This window comes from Bacillus sp. NPDC077027, assembly GCF_050269555.1.
Classification (GTDB): Bacteria; Bacillota; Bacilli; order Bacillales; family Bacillaceae; genus Bacillus.
The window spans coordinates 163,591-187,661 of record NZ_JBNNIO010000004.1; the positions used below are offsets into that span (position 1 = coordinate 163,591).

19 protein-coding genes are annotated in these 24,071 nt (G+C 39.8%); 11 read left to right on the forward strand and 8 right to left on the reverse strand.

Annotated features, from left to right (window positions below; genetic code table 11):
- The first annotated feature begins 6 nt into the window (after positions 1–6).
- Positions 7–1,644 carry a M14 family metallopeptidase gene (locus ACQKEZ_RS15350; protein WP_427302235.1) on the forward strand — a complete coding sequence of 546 codons (1,638 nt, stop codon included), beginning with the start codon at positions 7–9 and terminating at the stop codon, positions 1,642–1,644.
- 72 nt (positions 1,645–1,716) lie between these two features.
- Here ACQKEZ_RS15350 and ACQKEZ_RS15355 read toward each other — a convergent pair whose 3' ends face one another.
- Positions 1,717–1,839 carry a phenolic acid decarboxylase gene (locus tag ACQKEZ_RS15355; RefSeq protein ID WP_427302236.1) on the reverse strand — a complete coding sequence of 41 codons (123 nt, stop codon included), beginning with the start codon at positions 1,837–1,839 and terminating at the stop codon, positions 1,717–1,719.
- A 227-nt stretch (positions 1,840–2,066) separates the two neighbouring features.
- Between ACQKEZ_RS15355 and ACQKEZ_RS15360 the strand changes: the two genes are divergently transcribed.
- Complete coding sequence (locus tag ACQKEZ_RS15360) at positions 2,067–3,173, forward strand: nitric oxide synthase oxygenase (RefSeq protein WP_427302237.1); 1,107 nt, start codon at positions 2,067–2,069, stop codon at positions 3,171–3,173.
- A gap of 104 nt (positions 3,174–3,277) precedes the next feature.
- Complete coding sequence (locus ACQKEZ_RS15365) at positions 3,278–3,706, forward strand: hypothetical protein (RefSeq protein ID WP_427302238.1); 429 nt, start codon at positions 3,278–3,280, stop codon at positions 3,704–3,706.
- 11 nt (positions 3,707–3,717) lie between these two features.
- Here the strand turns inward: ACQKEZ_RS15365 and ACQKEZ_RS15370 are convergent, their stop codons facing one another.
- Positions 3,718–3,990 carry an acylphosphatase gene (locus tag ACQKEZ_RS15370; RefSeq protein ID WP_427302239.1) on the reverse strand — a complete coding sequence of 91 codons (273 nt, stop codon included), beginning with the start codon at positions 3,988–3,990 and terminating at the stop codon, positions 3,718–3,720.
- 102 nt (positions 3,991–4,092) lie between these two features.
- Here ACQKEZ_RS15370 and ACQKEZ_RS15375 point away from each other — a divergent pair, with 102 nt between their 5' ends.
- Positions 4,093–4,749 carry an MOSC domain-containing protein gene (locus ACQKEZ_RS15375; RefSeq protein ID WP_427302240.1) on the forward strand — a complete coding sequence of 219 codons (657 nt, stop codon included), beginning with the start codon at positions 4,093–4,095 and terminating at the stop codon, positions 4,747–4,749.
- A gap of 38 nt (positions 4,750–4,787) precedes the next feature.
- Here ACQKEZ_RS15375 and ACQKEZ_RS15380 read toward each other — a convergent pair whose 3' ends face one another.
- The 3 genes from ACQKEZ_RS15380 to map form a co-directional block, all read right to left on the reverse strand.
- Positions 4,788–4,925, reverse strand: a complete 138-nt coding sequence (locus ACQKEZ_RS15380; RefSeq protein WP_427302241.1) for a YflJ family protein — start codon at positions 4,923–4,925, stop codon at positions 4,788–4,790.
- Positions 4,926–5,062: 137 nt separating this feature from the next.
- Positions 5,063–5,221: a hypothetical protein gene (locus ACQKEZ_RS15385; protein WP_427302242.1), complete on the reverse strand. Its 159-nt coding sequence runs from the start codon at positions 5,219–5,221 to the stop codon at positions 5,063–5,065.
- A gap of 126 nt (positions 5,222–5,347) precedes the next feature.
- Entirely contained in the window at positions 5,348–6,097 is a 750-nt protein-coding gene (gene map, locus ACQKEZ_RS15390) for a type I methionyl aminopeptidase (protein WP_427302243.1), read from the reverse strand.
- 190 nt (positions 6,098–6,287) lie between these two features.
- On the opposite strand from map, the gene nagE reads away from it, so the two are divergent.
- The gene (nagE, locus tag ACQKEZ_RS15395) at positions 6,288–7,652 is read left to right on the forward strand and encodes an N-acetylglucosamine-specific PTS transporter subunit IIBC (protein WP_427302424.1); all 1,365 of its coding nucleotides are present in this window, start codon (positions 6,288–6,290) and stop codon (positions 7,650–7,652) included.
- Between the two features lie 20 nt (positions 7,653–7,672).
- Here nagE and ACQKEZ_RS15400 read toward each other — a convergent pair whose 3' ends face one another.
- The gene (locus tag ACQKEZ_RS15400) at positions 7,673–8,434 is read right to left on the reverse strand and encodes a DUF817 domain-containing protein (protein ID WP_427302425.1); all 762 of its coding nucleotides are present in this window, start codon (positions 8,432–8,434) and stop codon (positions 7,673–7,675) included.
- 194 nt (positions 8,435–8,628) lie between these two features.
- Between ACQKEZ_RS15400 and ACQKEZ_RS15405 the strand changes: the two genes are divergently transcribed.
- Positions 8,629–9,135 carry a DoxX family protein gene (locus ACQKEZ_RS15405; RefSeq protein WP_427302244.1) on the forward strand — a complete coding sequence of 169 codons (507 nt, stop codon included), beginning with the start codon at positions 8,629–8,631 and terminating at the stop codon, positions 9,133–9,135.
- A gap of 318 nt (positions 9,136–9,453) precedes the next feature.
- Here the strand turns inward: ACQKEZ_RS15405 and ACQKEZ_RS15410 are convergent, their stop codons facing one another.
- The gene (locus tag ACQKEZ_RS15410) at positions 9,454–11,430 is read right to left on the reverse strand and encodes an LTA synthase family protein (protein WP_427302245.1); all 1,977 of its coding nucleotides are present in this window, start codon (positions 11,428–11,430) and stop codon (positions 9,454–9,456) included.
- A 569-nt stretch (positions 11,431–11,999) separates the two neighbouring features.
- On the opposite strand from ACQKEZ_RS15410, the gene ACQKEZ_RS15415 reads away from it, so the two are divergent.
- The 5 genes from ACQKEZ_RS15415 (at position 12,000) to treR (ending at position 19,545) form a co-directional block, all read left to right on the forward strand.
- A complete protein-coding gene (locus ACQKEZ_RS15415) occupies positions 12,000–13,658 on the forward strand; it encodes a pyridoxal phosphate-dependent decarboxylase family protein (protein WP_427302247.1) in 1,659 nt (552 codons plus the stop codon).
- A 31-nt stretch (positions 13,659–13,689) separates the two neighbouring features.
- A complete protein-coding gene (locus ACQKEZ_RS15420; protein ID WP_427302249.1) occupies positions 13,690–15,414 on the forward strand; it encodes a methyl-accepting chemotaxis protein in 1,725 nt (574 codons plus the stop codon).
- 237 nt (positions 15,415–15,651) lie between these two features.
- Positions 15,652–17,076, forward strand: a complete 1,425-nt coding sequence (gene treP, locus ACQKEZ_RS15425; RefSeq protein WP_427302251.1) for a PTS system trehalose-specific EIIBC component — start codon at positions 15,652–15,654, stop codon at positions 17,074–17,076.
- 34 nt (positions 17,077–17,110) lie between these two features.
- Positions 17,111–18,814, forward strand: coding sequence for an alpha,alpha-phosphotrehalase (gene treC / locus ACQKEZ_RS15430; protein WP_427302253.1), 1,704 nt, complete (start codon positions 17,111–17,113; stop codon positions 18,812–18,814).
- A 20-nt stretch (positions 18,815–18,834) separates the two neighbouring features.
- The gene (gene treR / locus ACQKEZ_RS15435) at positions 18,835–19,545 is read left to right on the forward strand and encodes a trehalose operon repressor (protein ID WP_427302255.1); all 711 of its coding nucleotides are present in this window, start codon (positions 18,835–18,837) and stop codon (positions 19,543–19,545) included.
- Positions 19,546–19,780: 235 nt separating this feature from the next.
- On the opposite strand, the gene ACQKEZ_RS15440 is transcribed toward treR, so the two are convergent.
- On the reverse strand, positions 19,781–24,067 hold the full coding sequence (locus tag ACQKEZ_RS15440) for a multifunctional 2',3'-cyclic-nucleotide 2'-phosphodiesterase/3'-nucleotidase/5'-nucleotidase (RefSeq protein ID WP_427302256.1): 4,287 nt from the start codon (positions 24,065–24,067) through the stop codon (positions 19,781–19,783).
- Positions 24,068–24,071: the final 4 nt, after the last annotated feature.

A 24,071-nucleotide genomic window follows, 5' to 3' on the forward strand; every position in this document is an offset into this window, starting at 1 on the left:
GATAGCATGTCTTACAAAAATGGTTTGATTCTTTTTGTCGCAATCGTCATGATTGCCGCCAGTATTTCTGTTGGAACACCAGCAAGAGCACAGAATACGCCTTATTATGGAAAAAATTATGAACAACCAGAGGTAGTAAACAAACTCTATCCAGATTATCCAGAACCAGAAGTGACATTTCACACGCCAGCCTTTGTTAAAAAAGAAGAAGCTTTTACAACACAAGAAGAACTGCAAAGCTTTCTAAACGACATTGTCCGCAAAAGCCCATATGCCACGCAAAAATCCATTGGAACGTCGATTGAAGGTCGCCAAATTCCAGCCCTCTATTTCACAAAAGATCGCCAAATATCTTCACTTTCAAAAAAACCAACCATATGGCTTCAAGCTCAAATTCATGGAAATGAACCAGCATCAGGTGAATCAGCACTTGTCATTGCAGAAAAATTAACAGGTACTTATGGAGAAAAAATATTGAATGCTGTCAATATCATCATTGTGCCACGAATAAATCCTGATGGTTCTTATCAATTTGACCGAAGGCTTTCAAACGGTATTGATGGAAATCGAGATTATATCAAATTAGAGTCTAAAGAGCTACAAGCTTTACATCGGGAATTTAATAAATACGCTCCAGAGGTTGTCATTGATGCACATGAATACGATCTGGGAGAAAAACAGTTTCAAGATATGGGCGCACAGGGAGCGTTGAAATATCATGATCTGTTGATTCTGTCAGGTAAAAACCTCAACATTCCAGAAAGCATACGCCTCACCTCTAACGAACTTTATGTCAATGGGGTTAGAGAAACCTTAACGGAGAAAGGATTCTCAAATGATTTATACTATACGTCCTCAAGAGGAAAGGATGGAGAAATTCAAATTTATGAGGGAGGAACAGCTGCACGAATTGGTAGAAATGCATTTGCATTGTCTCCTGCCCTATCATTTTTAGTGGAAAGCAGAGGAATCGGCATCGGTAGAGAAAATTTTAAGCGCCGAGTTGCTGCTCAGATCACAACACATGAAAAGATCATTGATACAACCGTAAAGTATGCCGCTCAAGTAAAGAAACAGTTGATGTCTGAACGATTAAAGCTCATTGCAAAAGGATTAAAAACAAATGATGACGACAATGTCGTGATTCAGGATGCCTTCAGTCAACCTGTCTGTGATCAGCTTGAAATGGTCGACATTGAAGAAGGAAAAACAATTGAAGTTCCTGTTCGTTATTATAGTTCTAGTGAAGCGACTCCCGTATTATCAAGAGAAAGACCGACTGCATACATTGTTCTCCCTGGTCATGAAGGGATAGAGAAAAAATTAAAGACGCTTGGGTTAAAAAGTGTGACACTGCCAGCGGGTATAAAAGTACCGGTAGAAGCATATCAAGTCACATCAAGACAGGAGAAGGGCGAGATGGAGATAGCAGTTCAAACAAAAATTGTGGAGAAGAAACGGCAACTATCTAAAGGGACAAAGATTTACTTTACAGCACAGCGAGCCACAAACATACTGACTTTGGCACTTGAGCCAGAATCACCTGACAGCTACGTATCAACTGGTTTTATTGCGTCAAAAGATGGGGATGAGCTCCCGATATACCGTTTTACTCTTGGTAAGCGAGCTCTTGGACTCGAATAATAGGACGGCACCAAGCGTGCTGTCCTTACTTTTCTTTATCGTCGTCCTGCTCGAATTTCATTTGTTATACTTTCATATGTCTGATATAAGCATTTCACCATTGATCCCTGCCTGATTGATATAGGTAATATCCGCAAATTCTGCAACAACATATTTAAGATACGTTTCATATCTATCACGAGTGTCCAAATTCAAGGAACCAGACTGGAGAAAAATGTGTATCAGATGGCTGAGTCAGGATGGTCTGAATTAAGAAAGGAGGCTACAAATGCCGCTGAAGTAAATGAACAAATTGCGTATAAGCAAAAGTGAAATTCCCATTCATTTGTTGACATCTGGAAAATGACACATCAGAAAAACGTGAATTTATACGAAGAAAAAGCTACAATGAATATATTCGTATTAAAGTGAGGCGAGTATGTTTGTTCAAACAAGAAGTGTTATGGAATGAAGCGAAAGACTTTATTTCTTTATGCTATGAAGAATTAAATAAATCAGATGATGAAAAAACAGCACGGCTGGTTCAGATAAAAGAAGAAATCGAAGAAACAGGCTATTATTCCCATACAAAAGAAGAGCTGGAGCATGGGGCAAAGATGGCGTGGCGTAATAGCAATCGCTGTATTGGCAGGTTATTTTGGTCAACTCTTCATGTGCATGACTGTAGACATGTCAAAACAGAAGAAGAGGTGAAAGATGCTTTGTTTCACCATATCGAATATGCCACAAATGGTGGGAAAATCAGACCGTCTATTTCGATTTTCCCGCCAGAACGTCATGGCAAAAAACAAGTTGTCATTTATAACCATCAGTTAATTCGGTATGCAGGCTATGAGACCGAGTATGGCATCATTGGCGATGAAGCGTCGCTTGAACTGACAAAGCTATGTGAAGCGTATGGTTGGAAAGGAAAAGGAACTCATTTTGATTTGCTGCCCTTGATGTTTCAAGTAGGGGACAAGTCGCCAGTACTTTATGACCTTCCACAAGATATGGTCATGGAGGTAGACATTATCCACCCTGAATATGAAGGATTTCATGATTTAGGCTTAAAATGGTATGGTGTTCCAATCATAGCCGATATGAAGCTTGAAATTGGCGGTATTCATTATCATGCCGCACCTTTTAATGGCTGGTATATGGGAACAGAAATCGGTGCGCGTAATTTAGCTGATGAAAACCGGTACAACATGCTCAAAAAAATCGCTTCTATCTTAGGGCTGGAAACAACGAAAAATGCATCCCTCTGGAAAGATAAAGCCATTGTTGAATTAAATGTAGCGGTACTTCATTCGTATCGAGAGGCGGGCGTCACCATTGTAGATCATCATACAGCTGCTCATCAATTCAAACAATTTGAAAAGCAGGAAGAAAAAGCGAGTAGATCGCTAACAGGAGATTGGAGCTGGCTCATTCCACCTGTATCACCAGCAGCAACTCACATTTTTCACAAAATGTATGACAATACCATCGTGAAGCCGAACTACTTTTATCAAAAAAAGCCCTATCATAGCGGTGAAGAAGCCTAGCCTTGTGCTAGGTTTTTTAATGCTGAAAATGATTCATTTGCTCTATGGGAGCGTGTGGGAGTTTATGGTTTAATGAAAGTGATTTCAAAATAGGAGGTTTTTGTATGAAAAAATGGTTTTCTGTCATGCTCACTGTTGTTCTGGGCACTGTTGGTTTTTTCACCATTTCAACTGAGCCAGTACATGCATTAGATGGACAAGCAAGTGTACAAAATAATCTCAATCTTAAGGTTTCAACTGATCGTTCTGCTTATTCACCACTTCAATCTCAAGTAAAAGTGAAACTTGAATCAAACACGAATGAGCAGTTTTATTATACTGCGGGTATTCGAAAACTCACATTTCCTGTCACACATGTCTTCACACAACAAGGAACGTTAGGTACACAAACAGAATTCACTGCACCTGTCAGCACACTTCTTCCACCAAGCGGCACAGTGAACTATGATGTACATGTAAGTGTATACAAGGACGCTTCTCGTTCAACACTTGTCGGTTACTACGTATCAAATCCATTCTCTGTATCAAGATAAGCGAGTGAAGGCTACCCTTTGATGCGGAAGCTTGAATAGGATGCAAGCTGTGTAAGCTGCACAGTTTGCATGTCTGTCACTTTTGAGAAAAGACTTCCTTTTCGAACCGTTGATAGGAAGGGACTGACCTGCTGTTCATCACCTTCAACCTTGATTTCAACATCGCCATCCTCTGTATTTCGCACCCAGCCTTTCACACCATATGTGGATGCTTCACCTTGCACGAAATAACGGAATCCTACGCCTTGTACACGTCCTTTGACGATGACATGATAATGTATCACGCTCTTTCCTCCTTTTCTTTCATCGTAACATAGCCAGTCATGCCTGTCTTTTTCGATGGAAAAAATGTAAAATATAAAAAATGAGACAAAAGGGAGTCACAAATGGAGCAAAAGACTTATGACATTCAAGGCATTCAAGTAGGTTTGCCTGTCACTACCTGTGTAAACGGGAGAGAAATGAAAACAGGCATACATAAAAACCGTATAGCAGGACCCATTTTATTAAACAAGCTACATTTTGACGGAGATGGACAAGCAGACCTTGTCCACCATGGCGGTTATGATAAAGCGGTCTGTGTCTTTCCGTATGATCACTATGCTTATTTTGAAACATATCTTGGCTGCCAATTAGAGGCTGCTGCTTTTGGTGAGAATGTCACGGTTCATCAGCTTGTGGAGACAAAGGTATGTATTGGGGATGTATTTCAGTTGGGGGAAGCCATCGTTCAAGTGAGCCAGCCTAGACAGCCATGCTTCAAGCTCGCTCAGAAGCATGGGGAAAAGAATCTGGTGAAAGAGGTGCAAGAAACAGGTTTTACAGGCTATTATTTGCGTGTACTGGAAGAGGGAATTGTGCAAACAAATAGTCAGCTTATTCAATTAGAGCGTGATCCTCATCAGGTGACGGTTCATGAAGTCAATGAATTGAAGTATCGTCACACAAGTGATATAGAAAAGCTCAGGCGCGTCCTTCAAGTCGAGACGCTTGCTGAACATATGAAGAAATCGTTTGAAAAACGTCTAAAACAACAAACGTAAAAAAGCCGTACATATCGAAAATGTACGGCTGAAGTAGTTTACGAGCTAGGTTTTTTTTGTTCGAGCAGATTGGCTAAAAAATAGGTTTTAAAGCTTTGAAGCTTTCTGCCTTCATGATTGGTGACACCAAGCTTTTTCAATTCTGCGACATACCAGCCTTTGCTACCATAATGCACGATAGAAAACTCCTTTCAAATGAAACTGCCTGCATAGTAACATCTCCAGAAAGGGAGTGAAAAGTGGGCAGGCTGTTCAAATAGAAAACTGAATCTATTTGCCTATGGTCTATGTATATGCTGGAAAATGAAAAACATCACTTAGACGTAGTCAATGAGACAATGATCATACCAAGTGTCATGATCATGAGAATCACACCGATATACGTCATCATAGATTGTTTCTTTTTAATGCCGATGACAGTAAGCACAATACTTTCGATGAAAAAGATAAGACCGATGATAATAAACCACATAAAAATATGAACCCCTTTCACACATCTTTGCTTATTTTACCACAGCGCTTTTTGTTTAACCGTGACAGATTCGTGAAAGCCATTCATGCAAAAACCCTCCCGATGCAATCATGAGGGTTTGTCTGTTTATAGCTTTGTTAAGATGATTGGCTCGTCTTTTGTGATCACGATGGTATGTTCAATTTGTGCAACAAGGCTTTTATCTGGTGTTTTAAAGGTCCAGCCATCATCTGTTTGTTCAACTGTTTCTGCCTTCGTCGAGATGAATGGTTCAAATGCAATCACAGTTCCGTTTTTAAAAAGTGCATTATCAAACGGATCATAGTAATTTAGGATATGGTTTGGAGCTTCATGCAGACTTTTTCCAATCCCATGTCCTGTTAGGTTCTTAATGACCGTAAAGCCATGCTCTTTTGCGGTATGATAAACAGCACGGCCGATTTGGTTTTGTCTTTTGCCTGCTTTTGCCTGTTTTAACCCTTCAAGGAAAGCGACTTCTGCACATTGACAGAGTGCTTCTAGCTGAGGGTCACCTTTCCCTAATACAAATGAGATACCTGTATCAGAATAGTAGCCATCGAGCTCAGCAGAGATATCAATGTTGACGAGGTCACCTTCTTGCAAGATCGTTTTCTCGCTCGGAATTCCGTGCGCCACTTCATCATTCACACTAATACATGTTGTACCAGGAAAGTCATATTCCTTTTCTGGTGCTGAGTTTGCTCCATGTTCTTCTAATATTTTTTTCCCAATAAGATCTAATTCTTTTGTACTCATGCCTGGTGTTGCTTTGCTTTTCATTTCCTCCCGTGCTAAAGCAACAATTCGGCCTACTTTTTTTAATGCTTCAAGCTCATGGTCATGTTTGACGATCACGATTCATTCCCGCTTTCTTTATCTAAATTCTGCTTATAGCTTACCACAATTTACAGTAAAAGAGTAAAAGTCAGTTTTTGATCTAAAGTGGACAAATTGGTATAGATAACTAGACGTGCATATGATATATTTTTTATGAACATCATGGAAATAGATCATGATGACGATATAAGGGGGGAAAAGACAAGTGATATTTCAATTTTTTCAAAAATTAGGAAAGTCATTCATGCTTCCGATCGCTGTGCTTCCAGCAGCAGGAATTATTTTGGCCATTGGACGTGAAGATGTCTTTGATTTACCGTTTGTTCACGCAGCGGGTAATGCTATTTTTGCAAATTTGGCACTGATTTTTGCAATGGGTGTAGCCATAGGAATTGCAAAGGACGGTAATGGAGCGGCTGCGTTATCCGGAGCGATAGCGTATTTTATCTTATCCGCAGGAACAACTTCGATTAATTCCACAAACAATATGGGTGTTTTAGGTGGAATTCTGTGCGGGTTACTTGCAGGATATGTTTACAATAAGTTCAAGGATACAAAGATGCCTGAATATCTAGGGTTCTTTAGCGGGCGACGACTTGTACCCATCATCACGGCACTCTTATCTATTATATTAGCAGCTATATTCGGGTATGTTTGGCCACCGATTCAAGGGATTATTAATGAACTAGGAGAGTGGATTTTAAGCTTAGGCGCAACAGGAGCTGGATTATTTGGCTTCTTTAACAGACTTTTGATCCCACTTGGCTTGCACCATGTACTGAATAATTTATTTTGGTTCCAATTTGGTGATTTTAATGGGGCATCCGGTGATTTAGCGCGGTTCTTTAAAGGAGACCCAAGTGCTGGAGTCTTTATGACAGGCTTTTTCCCAGTCATGATGTTTGGGCTGCCTGCTGCATGTTTGGCTATGATTGTCACAGCAAAACCCGAGAAACGGAAAGCAACTGCTGGACTTATGATTGGGATGGCATTGACTTCTTTTATCACAGGGATCACTGAACCGATTGAATTCTCATTTATGTTTTTATCCCCACTATTATATGTTGTTCATGCGATATTAACGGGCTTATCTCTTTTTATTGTGAATGTTCTCGATATTCATAGTGGTTTTGCCTTTTCGGCGGGCGCGATAGATTATGTATTAAGCTTCGGCATTGCCCAAAAACCAATTCTGTTACTAGTTGTCGGGCTCATGTATGGAGTGATCTATTTTGCCGTTTTCTATTTCTTAATCAAGCTTTTAAAATTAAAAACGCCAGGAAGAGAAGACGACGATTTGCTTGCAGATGTGGAAGAAGATGACGATGACAACAAGCAAGGAACACACCCACTTTTAGAAGGATTAGGCGGGAAAGCGAATGTAACAACAATTGATCATTGTGCAACGCGCTTACGGCTAACTGTTGAGGATACAAGTGTGATTGATGAAGCAAAACTAAAAAAAGCAGGGGCAAAAGGTGTTTTAACCTCTGGTAAAACCGCTGTTCAAATTATCATTGGGACAAATGTAGAATTCGTGGCGGATGATTTACGTAAGCAAGTAGAAGAATAAAAAAAAGACATTCAGCATCTTCATCTATGCTGGATGTCTTTTTTTCTTCTGCGTTGTTCAAGGACAAGAACGATACTAATAACCACAAGCAAAAGCCAGGAGCTGATTTTCCCGAGATGAACAATCGACCAAGTTTGCTGTTGGTTCGGATATTGCCATGCACCAAGAAAGGTCGTTACATTTTCAGCAATCCAAATGAAAAAGCCAATCAGCAAAAAGGATAGAGTAAGAGGCATTTTAAAAGGTACTGCTCCTACTTTAAAATGAACAATCGTTCTCCAAAAAATGAGCAGGAGGCAAAGTGTGAGCCACCATCTAAAGTCGTATAAGAAGTGATGAGCGAAAAAGTTTATGTAAATACATACACTCACTCCAAGCGTGAGAAGCGGTTTTGGCCAATTGACTACTTGAACGTTTAGACGAGAGAGGGCTTGGTATATATAGCTGGCGACACTTGCATACATAAAGCCACTGTAGAGCGGTACGTCGAATATTTTTGAATAGCCTTCCTCTGGATAAGACCATGAGCCCATATGAACTTTATATATCTCCAAACAGATGCCAATGAAGTGAAATAAGCAAATTATTTTCAGCTCATCCAACGTTTCAAATCGAAAGATAAGCATGATAAGTTGTGCAAGCAAACAGAGCAAAAGAATAAAGTCATATCGATATATATGCGGGACAGATATGACTTTGGATAAGGCAAGTGCAGTAAAAATCATGACTGGAAATAGACACGAAATCGCTTGTAAATAGGCAAAATGGAGGAGGGTTTTCATCAAGCATCAATCTCCTTTTGGATGATTACCTTATTAAGACGTAATAAAAATGGGAAAAGTTTACCTCTATTATAATATTCGTGTACATTTTGTGAATTTATATGTGAAAAAGATCACAAATTAGAAAAAAGGTAGTATAATAAAATCATAAAGAATATGTGAAATAATTCACATAAATAAGAGGAGGCAACATCATGTTTACAAAATTTCTACAAACGAACCTTTGGGCAGCTATCCTACTTTTTGCAGCAAGACTCTATATTGGTTGGACTTGGCTTACATCTGGAATTGGCAAGCTAACAGACGGATTCGATGCAGCTGGATTTTTGCAATTTGCGGTGTCTGAACCAGTTGTGAAAGAAGGGCAAGTTGTTTATCCGTTCTATGTGTGGTTTTTAGAAAATGTCGCACTTCCAAATGCCGGGCTATTCAGCTACATGGTCATGTGGGGAGAAATCTTGGTTGGTCTCGGACTTATCGTTGGTTTATTTACGACGACAGCTGCCTTTTTCGGTGGCGTGATGAATGCCTCTTTTTTACTTGCAGGGACAGTCTCTGTGAATCCGATTTTACTTATCATTGCAATTATCATTATGGCAGGTAAGCACAATGCAGGAAAAATTGGTGTGGATTATGTAGCAAGACCAGCCATAAAACGTATCATCAAAAGAAAGTCACATGTACAAGTGGCACCACAATAAATAAACAGGCCTCCTCAAGTATGTCGAGGAGGCCTGTTTTTGAAAGGTGAACGTTTGTGTTAATCTTCATCTTTTATGAGGTTGATGTGTCGAACAGTCAGGTGTCTTGTGCTGACATGTGGAGCGTGTCCTACGATGAATTCAAGCTCATAATCTCTTGTTCGGTATACATATTTCTTTTCTATCGTTTGCGTCATATCACTGGCTGAATCAGCAGGACCCAGTTGATCCTTCCTTGTTCTAATTATTTACCAATTAGATGGAGTAAAACATAAAAAGAACCAGATGGTGCTCATCTGGTTCTTTCGTTTGTGCAGATTATTTTGTTGAAGAGCTTGACTGGTCTTCAGTGGAAGAAGTGTTCTCTTCATCCTGCACTTTCTTAGTATAGTCATAATCATTACGGTTAATTGGTGTGTAGCCTTTTGGTGTATAGAAACGTAACAAGTCCTCTGTGACAATCTTATCTGACGTTTCTAGCCTCTTTTTGACCGCTTCATTTTCTTGTGTTGTTTTGTCAGTCGGCTCTATTTTTTCACCTGATTTGTTACTGTAATAGTTGTTTCCAACTTTCGTGTAATCCTTTGAAACGAAGTCGCCATTTCTGAAAGGAACGAGCTCTTTAAAGTTTTGAGACAAGATGTCAGAGCCGGACATTAAATAATTCTTTGTTTCGTAGCCAAGTAAGTGTAAGAGCGTAGGTGCAACATCCACTTCTCCTGAATACTTATGAATCTGTCCACCCTTGACGCCAGGGACATGAATGAAAAGTGGCACACGCATGAGTTGTGCATTTTCATAGTCGCCAATCTTTTGTCCAGTCACTTTTTCCATTGCTTCATTGTGGTTTTCAGAAATGCCGTAATGATCACCGTACATAACGATGACCGTATTGTCATAAAGACCAGACTTCTTAAGATCTGTAAAGAACTGCTCTATCGATTCATCTAAATAATGAGCAGACTGGAAATAGTTGTTAACGACGGAATCGCCGAAGTCTCCTGGCTCAAAATCAGTGTCACCTTCATCCATACCGAATGGGAAATGGTTGGATAATGTAATGAACTTCGTGTAAAACGGCTGTTTTAAGTTCTCTAATAGTGGCATGGATTCTTTAAAAAACGGTTTATCTTTTAATCCATAGTTTTTCGTATTTTCCTCGTTCATATCGTAATACTCAGAATCGTAGAATTTGTCATACCCAAAGGATTTAAACATCTCGTTACGATTCCAGAACGTTTTTGTGTTTCCGTGGAACTCCGCTGATGTGTAATCATCTTTCTTCAAGATGGCTGGGAGTGCCTGATACGTATTTTGTGCCTTATTAATAAATACAGAGCCTTGGGAAAGCGGGAATAAGCCAGTATCCACCATAAACTCAGCATCAGACGTTTTACCTTGTCCTGTTTGATGATAGAAGTGATCAAAATAGAACGTTTGATTGTCATGCGCAAGTGAGTTTAAGAATGGGGTTACTTCTTGACCATTCACCTTATAGTCGATCACAAAGTTTTGTAGCGATTCAAGGGAAATATAGATAACGTTCATCCCTTTTGCTTTGCCAAAATAGGCTGGGTTTGGATCAGCATTATTGGCTTTTAGATAATTCTCTACATCTGTTACATCACTAGAGTTCGCTAATGCACGTTGGCTATTTGATTTCACGTTTTGAATAGCATCAAACACCGTGAAGTTATAAGTCCCTAGATATTTCACAAGGTAATTTCGGTCAAACGCTCTAGATAAAAGCTCTGGACGATCAATTTCCGCAGCGACCAAATTTAAAATAAAAATAAGAACAGATGAGACAAGAACCAACCTAAATGATTTCGGTTTTGGAACTGGTACTATGTTTGTCTTTTGCTGACGTCTCATTCGAATCGCCAGTGCAATCAAGATGATTGTATCGATAAAGTAAAAAATATCAGCAGCGTGCATGAGAGAGAATGCACTATCTCCTAATTGTCCGCCATTCGTTCCAGCCTGCATTACGACAGGCAACGTGATAAAGTCATTGAAAAATCGATAATACACAATGTTTGCGTAAAGTAAAAAAGACATGAAAAAATGAATCACAATGATAGCAGCAGGCTGCCATTTTTTCTTGAATAATAAGGCAAAGCCAAGAAAAAATAAACTGGAGCTAATAGGATTCACAAAAAGCAAAATCTGTTGGAGCAGATTTGATATACCGAGTTTAAATTCAATTAAATATGCTGTATAGGTTTTCAGCCAAAGTAAAATGACTGCAACGGCAAAAAAGCCGAGACCTCTTTTTTGAATAAATGTTTTCATATAAACACTCCTTTTCTCCGAAACACGGAAGAGGGAACGAAAGAAAACGAACCATTAAAATATATCATGAAATGAAGGAATAGAAAAGTCATAACCAGTCAGCTACGTATGAGGCCTGTCCCTTTGTAGAATATGTGAACAAATAAAAATTTTAAATCGTCTTCCCTTTATTAACTGAAAATTCTTTATTTTACAATAATAGAAACTTTTGCTATACCGCTAAAGCAGGTAAATAGACTTAAGTCTAAAGATATATCTATTCAGCTACAGGGGGATTTTTATCAGTGTTACTATGATTTATTGAAGTTTATGCATTCTATTCTAAAAAAATGATTGAAATGAAGAGGGGAATCCTTTGGATAATATTAACTATTAAATAGTATTCAAATATATCTTACTGTTTAACTAAATTAAATATTTTTATCTTATAATGTAAGGGTTTTATTGAAAAATGTTAACAAACAAATTATCTGAATATACTTAAGTGGACAATTCGGCACTATAAACTTTTCGATATAGGTCGATATAAAATTTGACAAGGAATCTTCCATTGAAAGGATTGATAGTATATGACTGTACGAGCAACGAATCTCGTTCAGAACTGGTTTCCGAGTGAGGACGGAAATGAGACAGAACGCCAAGAGTTAATGCAATTAATTGAACAAATCGTTTCAGGGGTAGATCGTCTGAAAGATCCAGAGCGTGCTCATCTTAAAGGAGAGAAGAACCGCGATGATAATTTCTACCAAATGCTTACTGAAACAAGTGAAATTCCAGCATGCAGCAGTGAAGCTGAACTGGTGAATGATGAACTACTCAAACTACTGCATAACCATCCATATCATACAAAGTATTTCTTCACCAACATTTTGCCGATGGCAAGTACGCCAGGAATTCTTGGGATGCTGACTGCCATGCTCGTCAACGGTAACAATTTGTGGGATGTTTATGGGCCTGCTGGTGCTGAAGCAGAAGTCAGAGTCGTCTCAATGATGTCTAAGCTTATTGGATATGATCCATCTGTGAGCGGGGGCTACACCACATGGGGAGGCCAAGGTGCTATTTTCTCTGGCCTTCGATTGGCGGTTGCCAAAGTTGCACCGGAGTCGTTAAGGAAAGGTGTTCCACAAAATCTTTATGCTTTTTGTTCTGATGCAGCGCATTATAGTTTGTTCAAGTCTATGGAGGCGACAGGGCTTGGGACTGACAACCTGATCAGAATCAAAACGAATAAAGATCATTCAATGGATATGGAAGATTTGCAATGTCAAATGGAGCTCGTTGCACAAAATGGCGGGATTCCCGTTTATATTGTTGCAACAACTGGGACAACAGATGCAATTGCTATTGATGATGTGAAAGGGATTCGTGAAACCGCAGAGGCAGTCGCTGAAAAGTATGGATTTAACGTGCCGCACATTCATGCCGACTCTGCTCTTGGAGGATTTTTTGCCTTCTTTAATGAGTATGATTTAGCACTAAATCCATTACAGTTTTCAGAAGGTGTCCTGCACATGCTAGAAGAAATTCAGACGAAGTTTCGTCACCTTTACCTTGCGGATTCGATGTGTTTTGACTTTCAAAAGCTTGGTCAAACGCCATATACATCAAGTCTTTTCTTGGTGAAACAGGCAGCAGACCTTAAGCGGATCGACCTAGAGGAAAAGGAAACACCGTATGTCGGACACAGAGGCTATGGTGAGTATCACACTGGATATACACTGGAGTGCACGAGAATGGGAAGCTCAATTAGTATGCTTAGCGTTCTATTGACACTTGGTGTAGAGGGCTACCAACGCTTGCTTGGGCAATTTTTAGAAGTGAATGTTCAATTTAGAGCGGCGATGAAAAGAGAGATTCCACAGGCTGAAGTTGTGAATTCAGACAACGTCGGAATGTCAACATTGTTCCGTATTTATTTGGAGGATTCGCCTCGATTTGCAGCAGAAATTTCAGGACAAGCAAGTTCACTTGAGATTGAAAGAAATAATGACTTAAACAAAATGCTCTTTGAAAAACTTGGGGAAATGCGAGAGCGGATGTTCTTCGGCGATACAACGAAGTTTTTACTTGTGAAATCAAAAGAAGATAAAGAATTTTATTTAAGTGTAAGCAAGTTCTTTGTCATCTCGCCGTATACAATGCCAGAGCATATTCCTCATATTATTACCTATTTAAAAGAAGTGATTGCATCTGTTTGTGGACAATTTGAAAGTGCATATGCTTAAACCTAATTTGAGAGTGGAGATGTAGAAAAAAATGACGAAACAAAGGAAACTTGGAGGATTAACGATATCCTCCAAAATCATGTCAGTCGTTGTCGTAATACTATTCGTAACTGTTGCATTATTTGTACTTACTTTTTATATGGTGAGTCAAGACTTATCATCTCAGCTGCTAAAGCAATTTGATTATCGTTTAACAACTGATATTGACACTGCTGAGCATGAACTTGAAAGCATTGATGGAAATGTCCTTGATATTACTGGAAAGGACGACCCAATTTATGTAGAAGTGAAGAAAAAAATCTCTGAACTTCAAGAAAATCATACGCTTGAAAATTTATATGTGTTATCAAAAGAAGGTGGAAAGGAAAGAATCATCGTCTTAACTGGAGAAGACGATGATTTTAATCAAGATTACCCTTTTACAAAGGAAATGAATGAAGCTATATCTGATAACAAAGTGGTCAAAAGTGATATATACAAGGATTCCTACGGAACTCATAAATCTGTCTTACTTCCAATAAAGGACTCAAGTGGTGAAGTTACAGGTATTCTAGGTATTGATCTTGATGCATCAGTTGTTCCAGAGACGACGAAAAAGCTCACAATTTATATTATCATTGTTTCAAGTATTATTCTGATTGGTGGACTCATTTTCTCTTATTTTATGGGAAGAAAAATTGCTAGACCTGCTCGCTCATTAATGGAAACAGCGGATCTGATTGCAGATGGGGATTTGACTGGAAAAATTGAGGTGCAAAGCAAGGATGAAATTGGTCAATTAGCAGAGGCCTTTAAGAAGATGCAAGAACGGATCAAAGAACTCATTTCCAAGATTTCCAATTCATCTGGCGAAGTATCAAGGATGTCCTCTCAGCTTAGAACAGTGACAACTGAATCTAGTCAAAGTGCTCAACAAGTGTCTGAAGCGATGGCGAATATGAGTGAAGGAATTAACGATTCCGTTGCGAATATTACGGATTGTACAACATCAGTGGCTGAAATTGATATACAGATTGAGGGCGTGACTAAAGAAGTAGATGAAATGAAAGCTGTCTCATCAAACGTCCAAGAACAATCTGAATCTGGTCAAAATCTTGTTAAAAACGTCCTAACGCATTTGGATGTCTTACATGAAATGATGAGCAATTCAAAACTGGCAGCAGTCGAGTTGCAGTCACATTCTAATAAAATTGAAAGTGTCATTTCCATTATCACAGATATTTCAGCACAAACGAATTTACTTGCGCTCAATGCCTCTATTGAAGCGGCACGTGTAGGAGAAGAAGGAAAAGGCTTTGCTGTCGTTGCTGGGGAAGTCAGGAAGCTCGCAGAACAATCGGCAGACGCAGCCAAATCCGTATCTGAACTTGTTATTGGGACGCAGGAAAACAGTCAGCGTGTGCTAGAAAGCGTGGAAGAAAGTAGCCGCGCGGTTGAAGAAGGACGTCAGCAAATGCAAGGGACGTCTCAAAACTTTACTGGCATTTATGATGGCGTTTCTCAATTTTCCGAAAGAACGAACAATCTGCTTGAATCTATACAGCAAGTCAAGCGTGCATACCAAACGATTTCAACTTCGATTGAACAAATCTCTGTTGTATCAGAAGAACAAGCCGCAAGCTCTCAAGAGGTTGCCGCAGCGTCAGAACAACAAAGCGCAGGGATGCAGCAAATTTCAAGTGCGATTGAACAGCTCTCTGAAATGTCTGATGACTTAGCACAAATGATTTCGACCTTTAAAACAGATCATAAATAAGTAAAAAAGCTGGCTCCTGTGATAGGGAGTCAGCTTTTTTTGCTATGCTAAACGACACGTGAAGACAGAGAGGGATAAGCAGTTTGACAGATAAAGAGGGGTAGCTTTTTTTTATGTAAGCGTTATATTTTTAATTGACTACATGTATATACAAGTATAAAATATATGGATAACATGTATATACAAGTATGCGGGTGTTTTTTTCTGATAAAAGAAAACGGTTTCGGAGGGGATAATATGGCTGATTATCAGACATCTGTCGTTCAGATTGTGGAAGCCATTGGTGGCAAGGAAAATATTGCGCAAGCGACTCATTGTGTAACAAGGCTTCGATTTGTGTTAAAGGATGAAGGGAAAGTAGATCAAGAAGTATTAGAGCAAATTGAAATTGTAAAAGGCTCATTTGCGGTAGGCGGTCAATTTCAAGTTGTGATTGGTCAAGGTGTCGTCAATCAGGTTTATGCGGAAATGGTCAAACAGACAGGTATTGGTGAAGCGACAAAGGAGGATGTCAAACAGGCATCTACTCAAAAGTTGAATCCTGTTCAGCGTGCTGTGAAAACGCTTGCGGATATTTTTATTCCGATTTTACCAGCGATTGTGACAGCTGGCTTATTGATGGGGATTAATAATATTTTAACTGCGACAGATATCTTTTTCACCGATCAATCAATTGTGGATGTATACCCAGCGTGGGCCGGTTTGGCGAATATGATTCAATTAATTGCAGGCACTGCCTTTACTTTCTTGCCAGCATTAATTGGTTGGTCAGCGGTCAAGCGGTTTGGGGGGAATCCACTTTTAGGTATGGTTCTCGGCTTAATGCTTGTTCACCCCGATTTATTGAACGCATGGGGATATGGAGCGGCTGAAAAGGCAGGGGATATTCCGGTCTGGAATCTATTCGGACTTGAAGTGCAGAAGGTCGGCTATCAAGGGCAAGTGCTTCCGATTTTGGTTGCTTCATATTTATTGGCAAAACTTGAAATTTTCTTAACGAGACGTACACCAGAGAGCATTCAATTGTTAGTCGTAGCTCCGATCACACTTCTTCTCATTGGCTTTTTATCATTTATTGTGATCGGACCGATTACGTTTGCAGTGGGGAATGTTCTCACATCTGGTTTAGTGGCAGTCTTTCAGCATTTTGCTGCACTTGGCGGATTGCTATACGGTGGTTTGTATGCAGCCCTTGTGATTACAGGTATGCATCATACGTTTCTTGCTGTTGATATTCAGCTTATTCATTCAAAACTACACGGAACGTTCCTATGGCCAATGCTAGCATTGTCAAATATTGCACAAGGGTCTGCGGCACTTGCGATGATGTTTGTTGTAAAGGATGAAAAGCAAAAAGGGCTTTCGCTTACATCGGGTATTTCAGCTTATCTAGGTATTACAGAGCCAGCGATGTTTGGGGTTAACTTGCGCTATCGTTTCCCGTTTATCATTGCCCTAATTAGTTCAGGTATTGCAGGAATGTTTATCGCCTCCCAAGGCGTGCTTGCAAGCTCTGTTGGTGTCGGTGGTATTCCTGGGATTTTCTCAATCATTCCACAATATTGGGGTGCATTTGCCATTGGTATGGTCATTGTTTTGGTCATCCCGTTTGTTGGAACACTTTTATTTGCAAAATTAAAGCGAAAGAAGGAAGAGGCTTAATGTCTACTCTATTTTTAGTTGGTGGTGAAGTACATTGAAAAAACAACAAACAAATAAACCTTGGTGGAAAAAAGCAATTGTCTATCAAATTTACCCGAAAAGTTTCCTAGATACGACCGGATCTGGTACAGGTGATATTAATGGAGTCACTCAAAAGCTAGACTATATTCAGCAACTTGGTGCGGATTGTATTTGGCTAACACCGATGTATGAGTCACCTCAGTATGATAATGGCTACGATATTAGTGATTACCGAAAGATCCACGAGGTGTACGGAACAATGGCTGATTTTGAGCGGTTGTTAGATGCAGCACATAGCCGTGGCATTCGAGTGATCATGGATATTGCTGTCAATCATACATCGACCTTGCATGAATGGTTTCAAGCATCTCGTCAGTCAAAGGAAAATCCATATCGTGATTTTTATATTTGGAAGGAAGAGAAACCTGATGGTTCACCGCCAAATGACTGGCAATCGAAATTTGGTGGTACTGCCTGGCAACTTGATGAAGCGACAGGGTCCTATTATTTACATCTATATGATGTCAATCAAGCTGATCTGAATTGGGAAAATGAAGAGGTGCGTAAGCAGGTTTATGACATCATGCATTTTTGGTTTCAAAAAGGAGTGGATGGCTTCCGTTTAGATGTGATCAACAACATTTCAAAGGATCAGCGCTTTTTAGATGATGCGGGGCAATCTGTTCAGAGGGATGGGCGAATGTACTACACGGATGGGCCTCGTATCCATGAGTTTCTCCATGAAATGAATAAAGAGGTCTTCTCAAAATACAACAGTATGACAGTAGGTGAAATGTCATCTACTAATATTGCAGACTGTATCCGCTATACAAGACCTGACCGAGAAGAGCTTGATATGACCTTCAATTTTCACCATTTAAAAGTCGATTATCCAAATGGAGAGAAGTGGGCGGTTGCTCCTTTTGATTTTCTTCAGCTAAAAGCTATTTTATCTGAATGGCAGATAAAAATGCATGAAGGTGGGGGTTGGAATGCGCTGTTCTGGTGTAATCATGATCAACCTCGCATCGTGTCACGCTATGGAGATGATGGCAAATATCACAAACAATCGGCAAAAATGTTAGCAACAACCATTCATCTGATGCAAGGAACGCCTTACGTTTATCAAGGAGAAGAAATTGGGATGAGTAACCCCGGATTTCGTTCTATTGCTTCGTATCGTGATGTCGAATCATTAAATATGTATGAGCTGATGTTACAAGAGGGGAAATCTGAAGAAGAGGCACTTCATATCTTAAAGATGAAATCAAGAGATAATTCACGTACGCCGATGCAATGGACAAATGAAGCACATGCTGGTTTCACAAGTGGAACACCATGGATCGAGGCGGCGACAAATGAAATTTCTGTTCAGAGGGCACTTTTAGAACCTGACTCGATCTTTTATCATTATCAGGCACTTTGCCGTTTGCGTAAAAAATATGATGTCATCACATATGGAAGCTACAGGCTGCTTCTTCCTGATGACCCGTCGATTTTTGCTTATATGAGAGAAACGGCTGATGAGTCCTTACTTGTTGTCAATCATTTCTTTCCTGGTGAGGCAACCTTTCAGCTTCCATCTGAAGTTTTGGATAAAATGGAGGGCATGAAGGTGAACGTTCTATTATCAAATTATGAGGATGTCACCCATGATTTCAAGGCCTTTACGTTGCGTCCTTACGAGTCGATCGTTTATCATTTAACCAAACGTTAGTAAATGGAGACGGAGGAAAAATGAAGGAGAACAAATTTAGAACGATCTATGAGCAGTTGGCAAGACGAATTGAACAAGGCGAATGGAAGGATAAAGGGATACTCCCGTCAGAGCACGAATTATCCGTTATGTACGGTACATCAAGAGAGACGGTGAGAAAGGCATTAAGCATTCTTGTGCAGAATGGCTATATCCAAAAAATCAGAGGGAAGGGCTCTGTTCTTTTAAATAGAGAAAAGATGCCGTTTCCTGTTTCTGGCCTTGTCAGTTTTAAAGAGCTGTCACAGACGCTTGGGCGAAAAACCGTTACAACCGTACATGAATTTGCTTTAAAGAAGCCAAATCATTACATTCAGTCTCAATTGAAGGTGAATGAGAACGAGCAAGTGTGGGAGGTCGTTCGCACTCGCAATATTAGTGGAGAAGAAGTGATCTTAGATAAGGATTATTTTCTTCAAAAGTATGTGCCGACACTATCGAAGGACATTTGTGAGGGATCAATTTATGAGTATATCGAGGGAGAGCTTGGTGTATCAATTAGTTATGCTCAAAAGGAATTTGTCGTTGAGCCATGTACTGAAGAGGATGCCCGCTACCTTGATTTGAATGGCTTTGAACACATTGTGGTCGTGAAGAACTATGTCTTTTTAGAGGATACTAGTCTGTTTCAATATACAGAAAGCAGGCATCGGTTAGATCGATTTCGATTTGTTGATTTTGCAAGAAGGTAAAAAGCGGACAGAGCATAGGCTCTGTCCGTCAGCTTTTTGACAAAGGTCTAAAATGATGTTTATTTTAGACCTTTGTCTTCTTTTCAGCGTAATTGAAAACCCTTGAAGTCTAGGAAGGACGAGCACTGGAGCGGATCGAATGTGTGATTCGTGAGCACCAGCGCGCAGGCCTGACAACGAATGCGAGGGTTTGTCTACACGCTGTGGACAGAGCATAGGCTCTGTCCGTTTGTAGTTATGATGAGACATCCTTTTTTGTTCGTTTGCGCTGATAATAGTAAAGGATTCCGCCAGCTGAGAGCATAAGTACTCCGATCAAAAGAGCCGTGTACATTTTGGTGGCTGTGTTAGGAAGGGTACCGCCAGGAAGTCCTGTCCCGTCACGATCCGTTTCGTTGCCCCCAACTCCGCTCGTTGCGTCATCATCTGTCCCGTTGCCAGGCGTAGATGCAGCTACTTCTTCTTTGTTTAAAACCGTATATTCGCTAAAGTGTTCAGTATATCCTGTGACAACACCATTTTCAAAGGAGCCATTGTTCGTTTGAGACAGGCGATTATTCTTCCGATCCACATAGTAGACCGCAGGCTTCTTGGCTTTTGCTGTGTCAGTTAAAAAGAACGAAAGTCCGACAGCTTCTTTAAATGTAGAGATGTTTTTCTTGTTTTGCATGATCCGAAAATCGTACGTATCTGTCAGTGCTTTCTCTACTTTTTTTGTTTTGGCAACATAAATATCGGTGTTTGCTTTCGATACATTAGAAAGCGGTAGTTCAAGTCCAAGTATGTCATTATAGATTGTTACACGAGGATCTTGCTCTCTTTCCAGCAATTGCGTGATTTGTGTTTTAGATAAAGACAGTTTGATGTTTTTGGCATCGTTTGTTTTATCTAAATAGAGAAGCGCTTTGTTTGTATTTTGAACATATGTTTGAAATTGTTCATTATTTTGAATGTCGAAAGCGCCTTTTCCTTTTGCATCAGGAAGAAATACTTCTTTCACGCGATGATCAATGGCTGGGGAAATACTTCCGCCAGCTTGCTCGATTTGTTCCTTGAAGATTTCATAATCAACATAACCTAAATCTTCTCCGTAGGCTGCTTCTGTAAAGACGCTATAACCATCTCCGCCAGTACCGACAAATGCATTTGTTGCCACACGATAGGTTTTGTCATCATCTATATTTGATAACCGACCATCTTTGTCTTTTAATTTGACATCAATGAGCCTCTTTCCAGCTGGTCTATTTAACGTGAAGGTATACTCGATGCCTGAGACATGTGGGAATGCGCCTCCACCTTCCTCGATACCTGAGAGACCTTGTTCAAGTGCTTTTTTAATTTGGCTGCCTTTTAGGTCAGCAACATATAAGGTGTTACCAAATGGCATGACTGTTAAAATATCACCAAGGGTGATATCCCCTTTTTCAATGCTACTGCGAATGCCTCCACCGTTTGTAATTGCTAGATCAGCACCAGCAGATTCTTGGGCTTTTTTCAGCATTCCATCCGCAATAAAGTTCCCGAGATTTGTTTCTTTCGTACGGACATGTTCACGCTGTCCATCTAGCAGTACATCTGTCTTTCCAACCTTTTCTGTTTTTAAATCATGAATGTCCGCTTTATATTGATCCAATATCGCTTTTGCTTCAGGGTCCTCTTTGACTGAATCATCAATGGTGATGAGATCAAAGGAAGATTCTTTTGTTTGAACGACCCCTTTTTTATCAAAGGCAAGATTTACTTTTCCTAAAAATTGACCGTAATCCTTGACCTGTGCCACAATTGTAGGCTCTTTATTGTCAACGACCTTTAACTTGTCAACTAATGTGTGGGTATGACCACCTATGATTAAATCAATGCCTTTTACCTTTTTCGCAAGCTCAAGGTCACGCTGATATCCAATATGAGTCAATGCGATGATTTTATTAATTTTTTCTTTTGATTGAATGTCTTTGACTGTATCTTTTGCTTTTTGATACGCATCGTTAAATGTAATATTTGGACCGCTACTAGACGTAATCGCTGTGTCCTCTGTTGTTAAACCAAACACTGCTACCTTTTCACCGTTTACATCCAAAAGAATGTACGGATAGATACCAGATTTCTTCTTTTTACCCGCTTTAAAGGTTGTCGGTTTTTTCACTAAGTCACGTAGCTGTTTTTCTTTCGATACATCAACGTTTGAACTGACGATTGGGAAATCAGGTTTTTCAAAACCATGTCTATTGTTTGCGTCAACTGTAGATGCATCCCCTGTGAGAAATTGGCGCAGAGTCGATGGCCCTTGGTCAAATTCGTGATTTCCGAATGTCATGGCATCGTATTTCATCAAATTCATCAGCTTCATATCTGCAAGTCCTTGCCACTTTGTGAAATACAGGTCACCTGAGAATACATCACCTGCATCTAATAGAATATTGTTCTCATTGTTTGCGCGTACTTCTTTTACTTTTGTTGCTCGTCTTGCTGCATCATCTAAGTGGGCATGTGTATCGTTTGTATGCATCACAGTCAGTTTCCAATGATCGCTGTTACTAGGCGGCTCTGTTGTTTGATCTTCATCGAATGAGAGTTGATATACACCTAGACCGTCTGTATCTGCATTGCGCACAAATTTTACTTCACTTGATTTTTCAGCAAAAGGTTTAGCAAGAACAGAAGATTCAAATGTTAATGTTGCACCTTTCACAGGTGAGATCGACCAGTTTTGATCTGCTGCTGGATTGATCGTTTTTTGATCAATGATGTAATCCATTAACACTTGACGGTTTTCATCCGCAGATGCTAAGACAATTTTGTCTTGCGTAAGGTGAGGGAATCCACCACCCCCAGACGCACGATAGTTGTTTGTGACGACTAAAAACGCTTGATTGTCTGTTACTGGTTTGCCGTTATAAGACAGGTTTTTGACCCGGTTTGCTTTTGAATGGACCAATGTCCCGCTTGTACTATATTTTGCTGGCTCAGTCACATCAATTTGATAAGTAACGCCATCAATGACATCAAAGTTATAGGAGCGGTACTCTTCATTTAAAAGAGCTTGTTCACTTGTTTCGTTTGCTTTGATTTGATTGAATTGGCCTGCAGACATTTCAAGCCAATCTCTGACTTCGCTGCCTTTTAATTTGACGATTTGCACGGTGTTGTCATAGAGGTACAGGTCACCAATATTTTTAATGGCAAGATCACCTTTGGCAATATTCGTGTAATAATTTACGCCATTACGGCCACCAGCTTTAAATGGTGCGCCTGCTGATAAAATTGGCAGGTTTTCATATTGTGTATTTTTCATTTTCTCTTGTGCATACCATTTTTGAGCATCTGTCACAATTTGAATAGAAGGATCGTCAATGACTTGTGCAAAAAAGCTGTTAATATCAGCTTCTGTTTTACCAACAGGTTTTCTGACATAATCAAGCGTGTTCTGATGTGTTGACTCGATTGCTGTTTTGACATCACTGTTTTGGGAGGTGACTTGTGCAACGGATTCAATCTTTCCTGTTCCGTTTGTCACTACCCATACGTTATCTTCTTTTTCAATTGTTAAATCAATCACACCGAGGTAGCTTCCCCAGTTTTTAGACATGACGACAGGAATGCCGTTAATTGTGCCTTTTGCTACATCAAATTTGTCTACACCACTGTATGATGCATCTGGGAAAGTACCATGCTGATGTCCAGAGACAATGGCATCAATGCCATTGGTTTTCGTTGCAAGATCGAAAACCATATTTTCTGAGCCTTTAGGTTGTGCTGTTTTCTCAATACCAGTATGGGCAAGTGCGATGATAATGTCAGCGCCTTCTTCTTTCATTTTAGGAATCGTTTCATTGGCAGATTCCACAATATCTTGTACTTGAACTTGGCCATCTAAATGTTTTTTGTCCCATGTCATAATTTGTGGAGGGACAAATCCTATGTAACCTACTTTGACTGTTTGGGTTTGACCGCTTTTATCCTGAAATGCTTTCTCTTGAATGCTATAAGGCGTAAAGCGATGCTTACCATTTAATGTTTTGACGTTGGCATTTACAATTGGGAAGTCAGCACCAGCGATTGTTCCATCGAGAAAATCAAGTCCGTAATTGAACTCGTGGTTTCCGAGTGTGCCGGCATCATAATTCAGCTTGTTTAGTGTACGCATGATAGGATGAACTTTGCTTCGGTTGATAATGTTATTTTTGTCGTTTTTGTAGACATATTCACCAAGGGGTGTTCCTTGAATGAGATCCCCGTTATCGACAAGAAGGGTATTAGGGTTTTCAGAGCGGTGTTTTTGAATCAATTCAGCTGTTTTGGCAAGACCGAATTCATTCGACACTTTGTCGCTGTAATAATCGTAATTCATCATATTTGCGTGAACATCAGTTGTTGCTAAAATGCTCACATGAACGGATTGCTCGTTTTGTGTATCTGCAGCCTGAATGGGTACTGCTGGGAGAATGAGACTAATCAACATGATTGAAGTGAGCAGGATGGACAGGTTTTTCTTTAAGTTGGTCCTATATTTTTGTTTCTTCACCTGA

Bases quoted from the DNA above. Each gene is read 5' to 3' on its own strand.
- treR (WP_427302255.1), top strand. From the start codon at position 18,835: ATGAAGGAGAACAAATTTAGAACGATCTATGAGCAGTTGGCAAGACGA.
- treP (WP_427302251.1), top strand. From the start codon at position 15,652: ATGGCTGATTATCAGACATCTGTCGTTCAGATTGTGGAAGCCATTGGT.
- ACQKEZ_RS15405 (WP_427302244.1), top strand. From the start codon at position 8,629: ATGTTTACAAAATTTCTACAAACGAACCTTTGGGCAGCTATCCTACTT.
- ACQKEZ_RS15365 (WP_427302238.1), top strand. From the start codon at position 3,278: ATGAAAAAATGGTTTTCTGTCATGCTCACTGTTGTTCTGGGCACTGTT.
- ACQKEZ_RS15385 (WP_427302242.1), bottom strand. From the start codon at position 5,221: ATGTGGTTTATTATCATCGGTCTTATCTTTTTCATCGAAAGTATTGTG.
- ACQKEZ_RS15400 (WP_427302425.1), bottom strand. From the start codon at position 8,434: ATGAAAACCCTCCTCCATTTTGCCTATTTACAAGCGATTTCGTGTCTA.
- ACQKEZ_RS15410 (WP_427302245.1), bottom strand. From the start codon at position 11,430: ATGAAAACATTTATTCAAAAAAGAGGTCTCGGCTTTTTTGCCGTTGCA.
- ACQKEZ_RS15420 (WP_427302249.1), top strand. From the start codon at position 13,690: ATGACGAAACAAAGGAAACTTGGAGGATTAACGATATCCTCCAAAATC.
- ACQKEZ_RS15350 (WP_427302235.1), top strand. From the start codon at position 7: ATGTCTTACAAAAATGGTTTGATTCTTTTTGTCGCAATCGTCATGATT.
- ACQKEZ_RS15375 (WP_427302240.1), top strand. From the start codon at position 4,093: ATGGAGCAAAAGACTTATGACATTCAAGGCATTCAAGTAGGTTTGCCT.
- ACQKEZ_RS15415 (WP_427302247.1), top strand. From the start codon at position 12,000: ATGACTGTACGAGCAACGAATCTCGTTCAGAACTGGTTTCCGAGTGAG.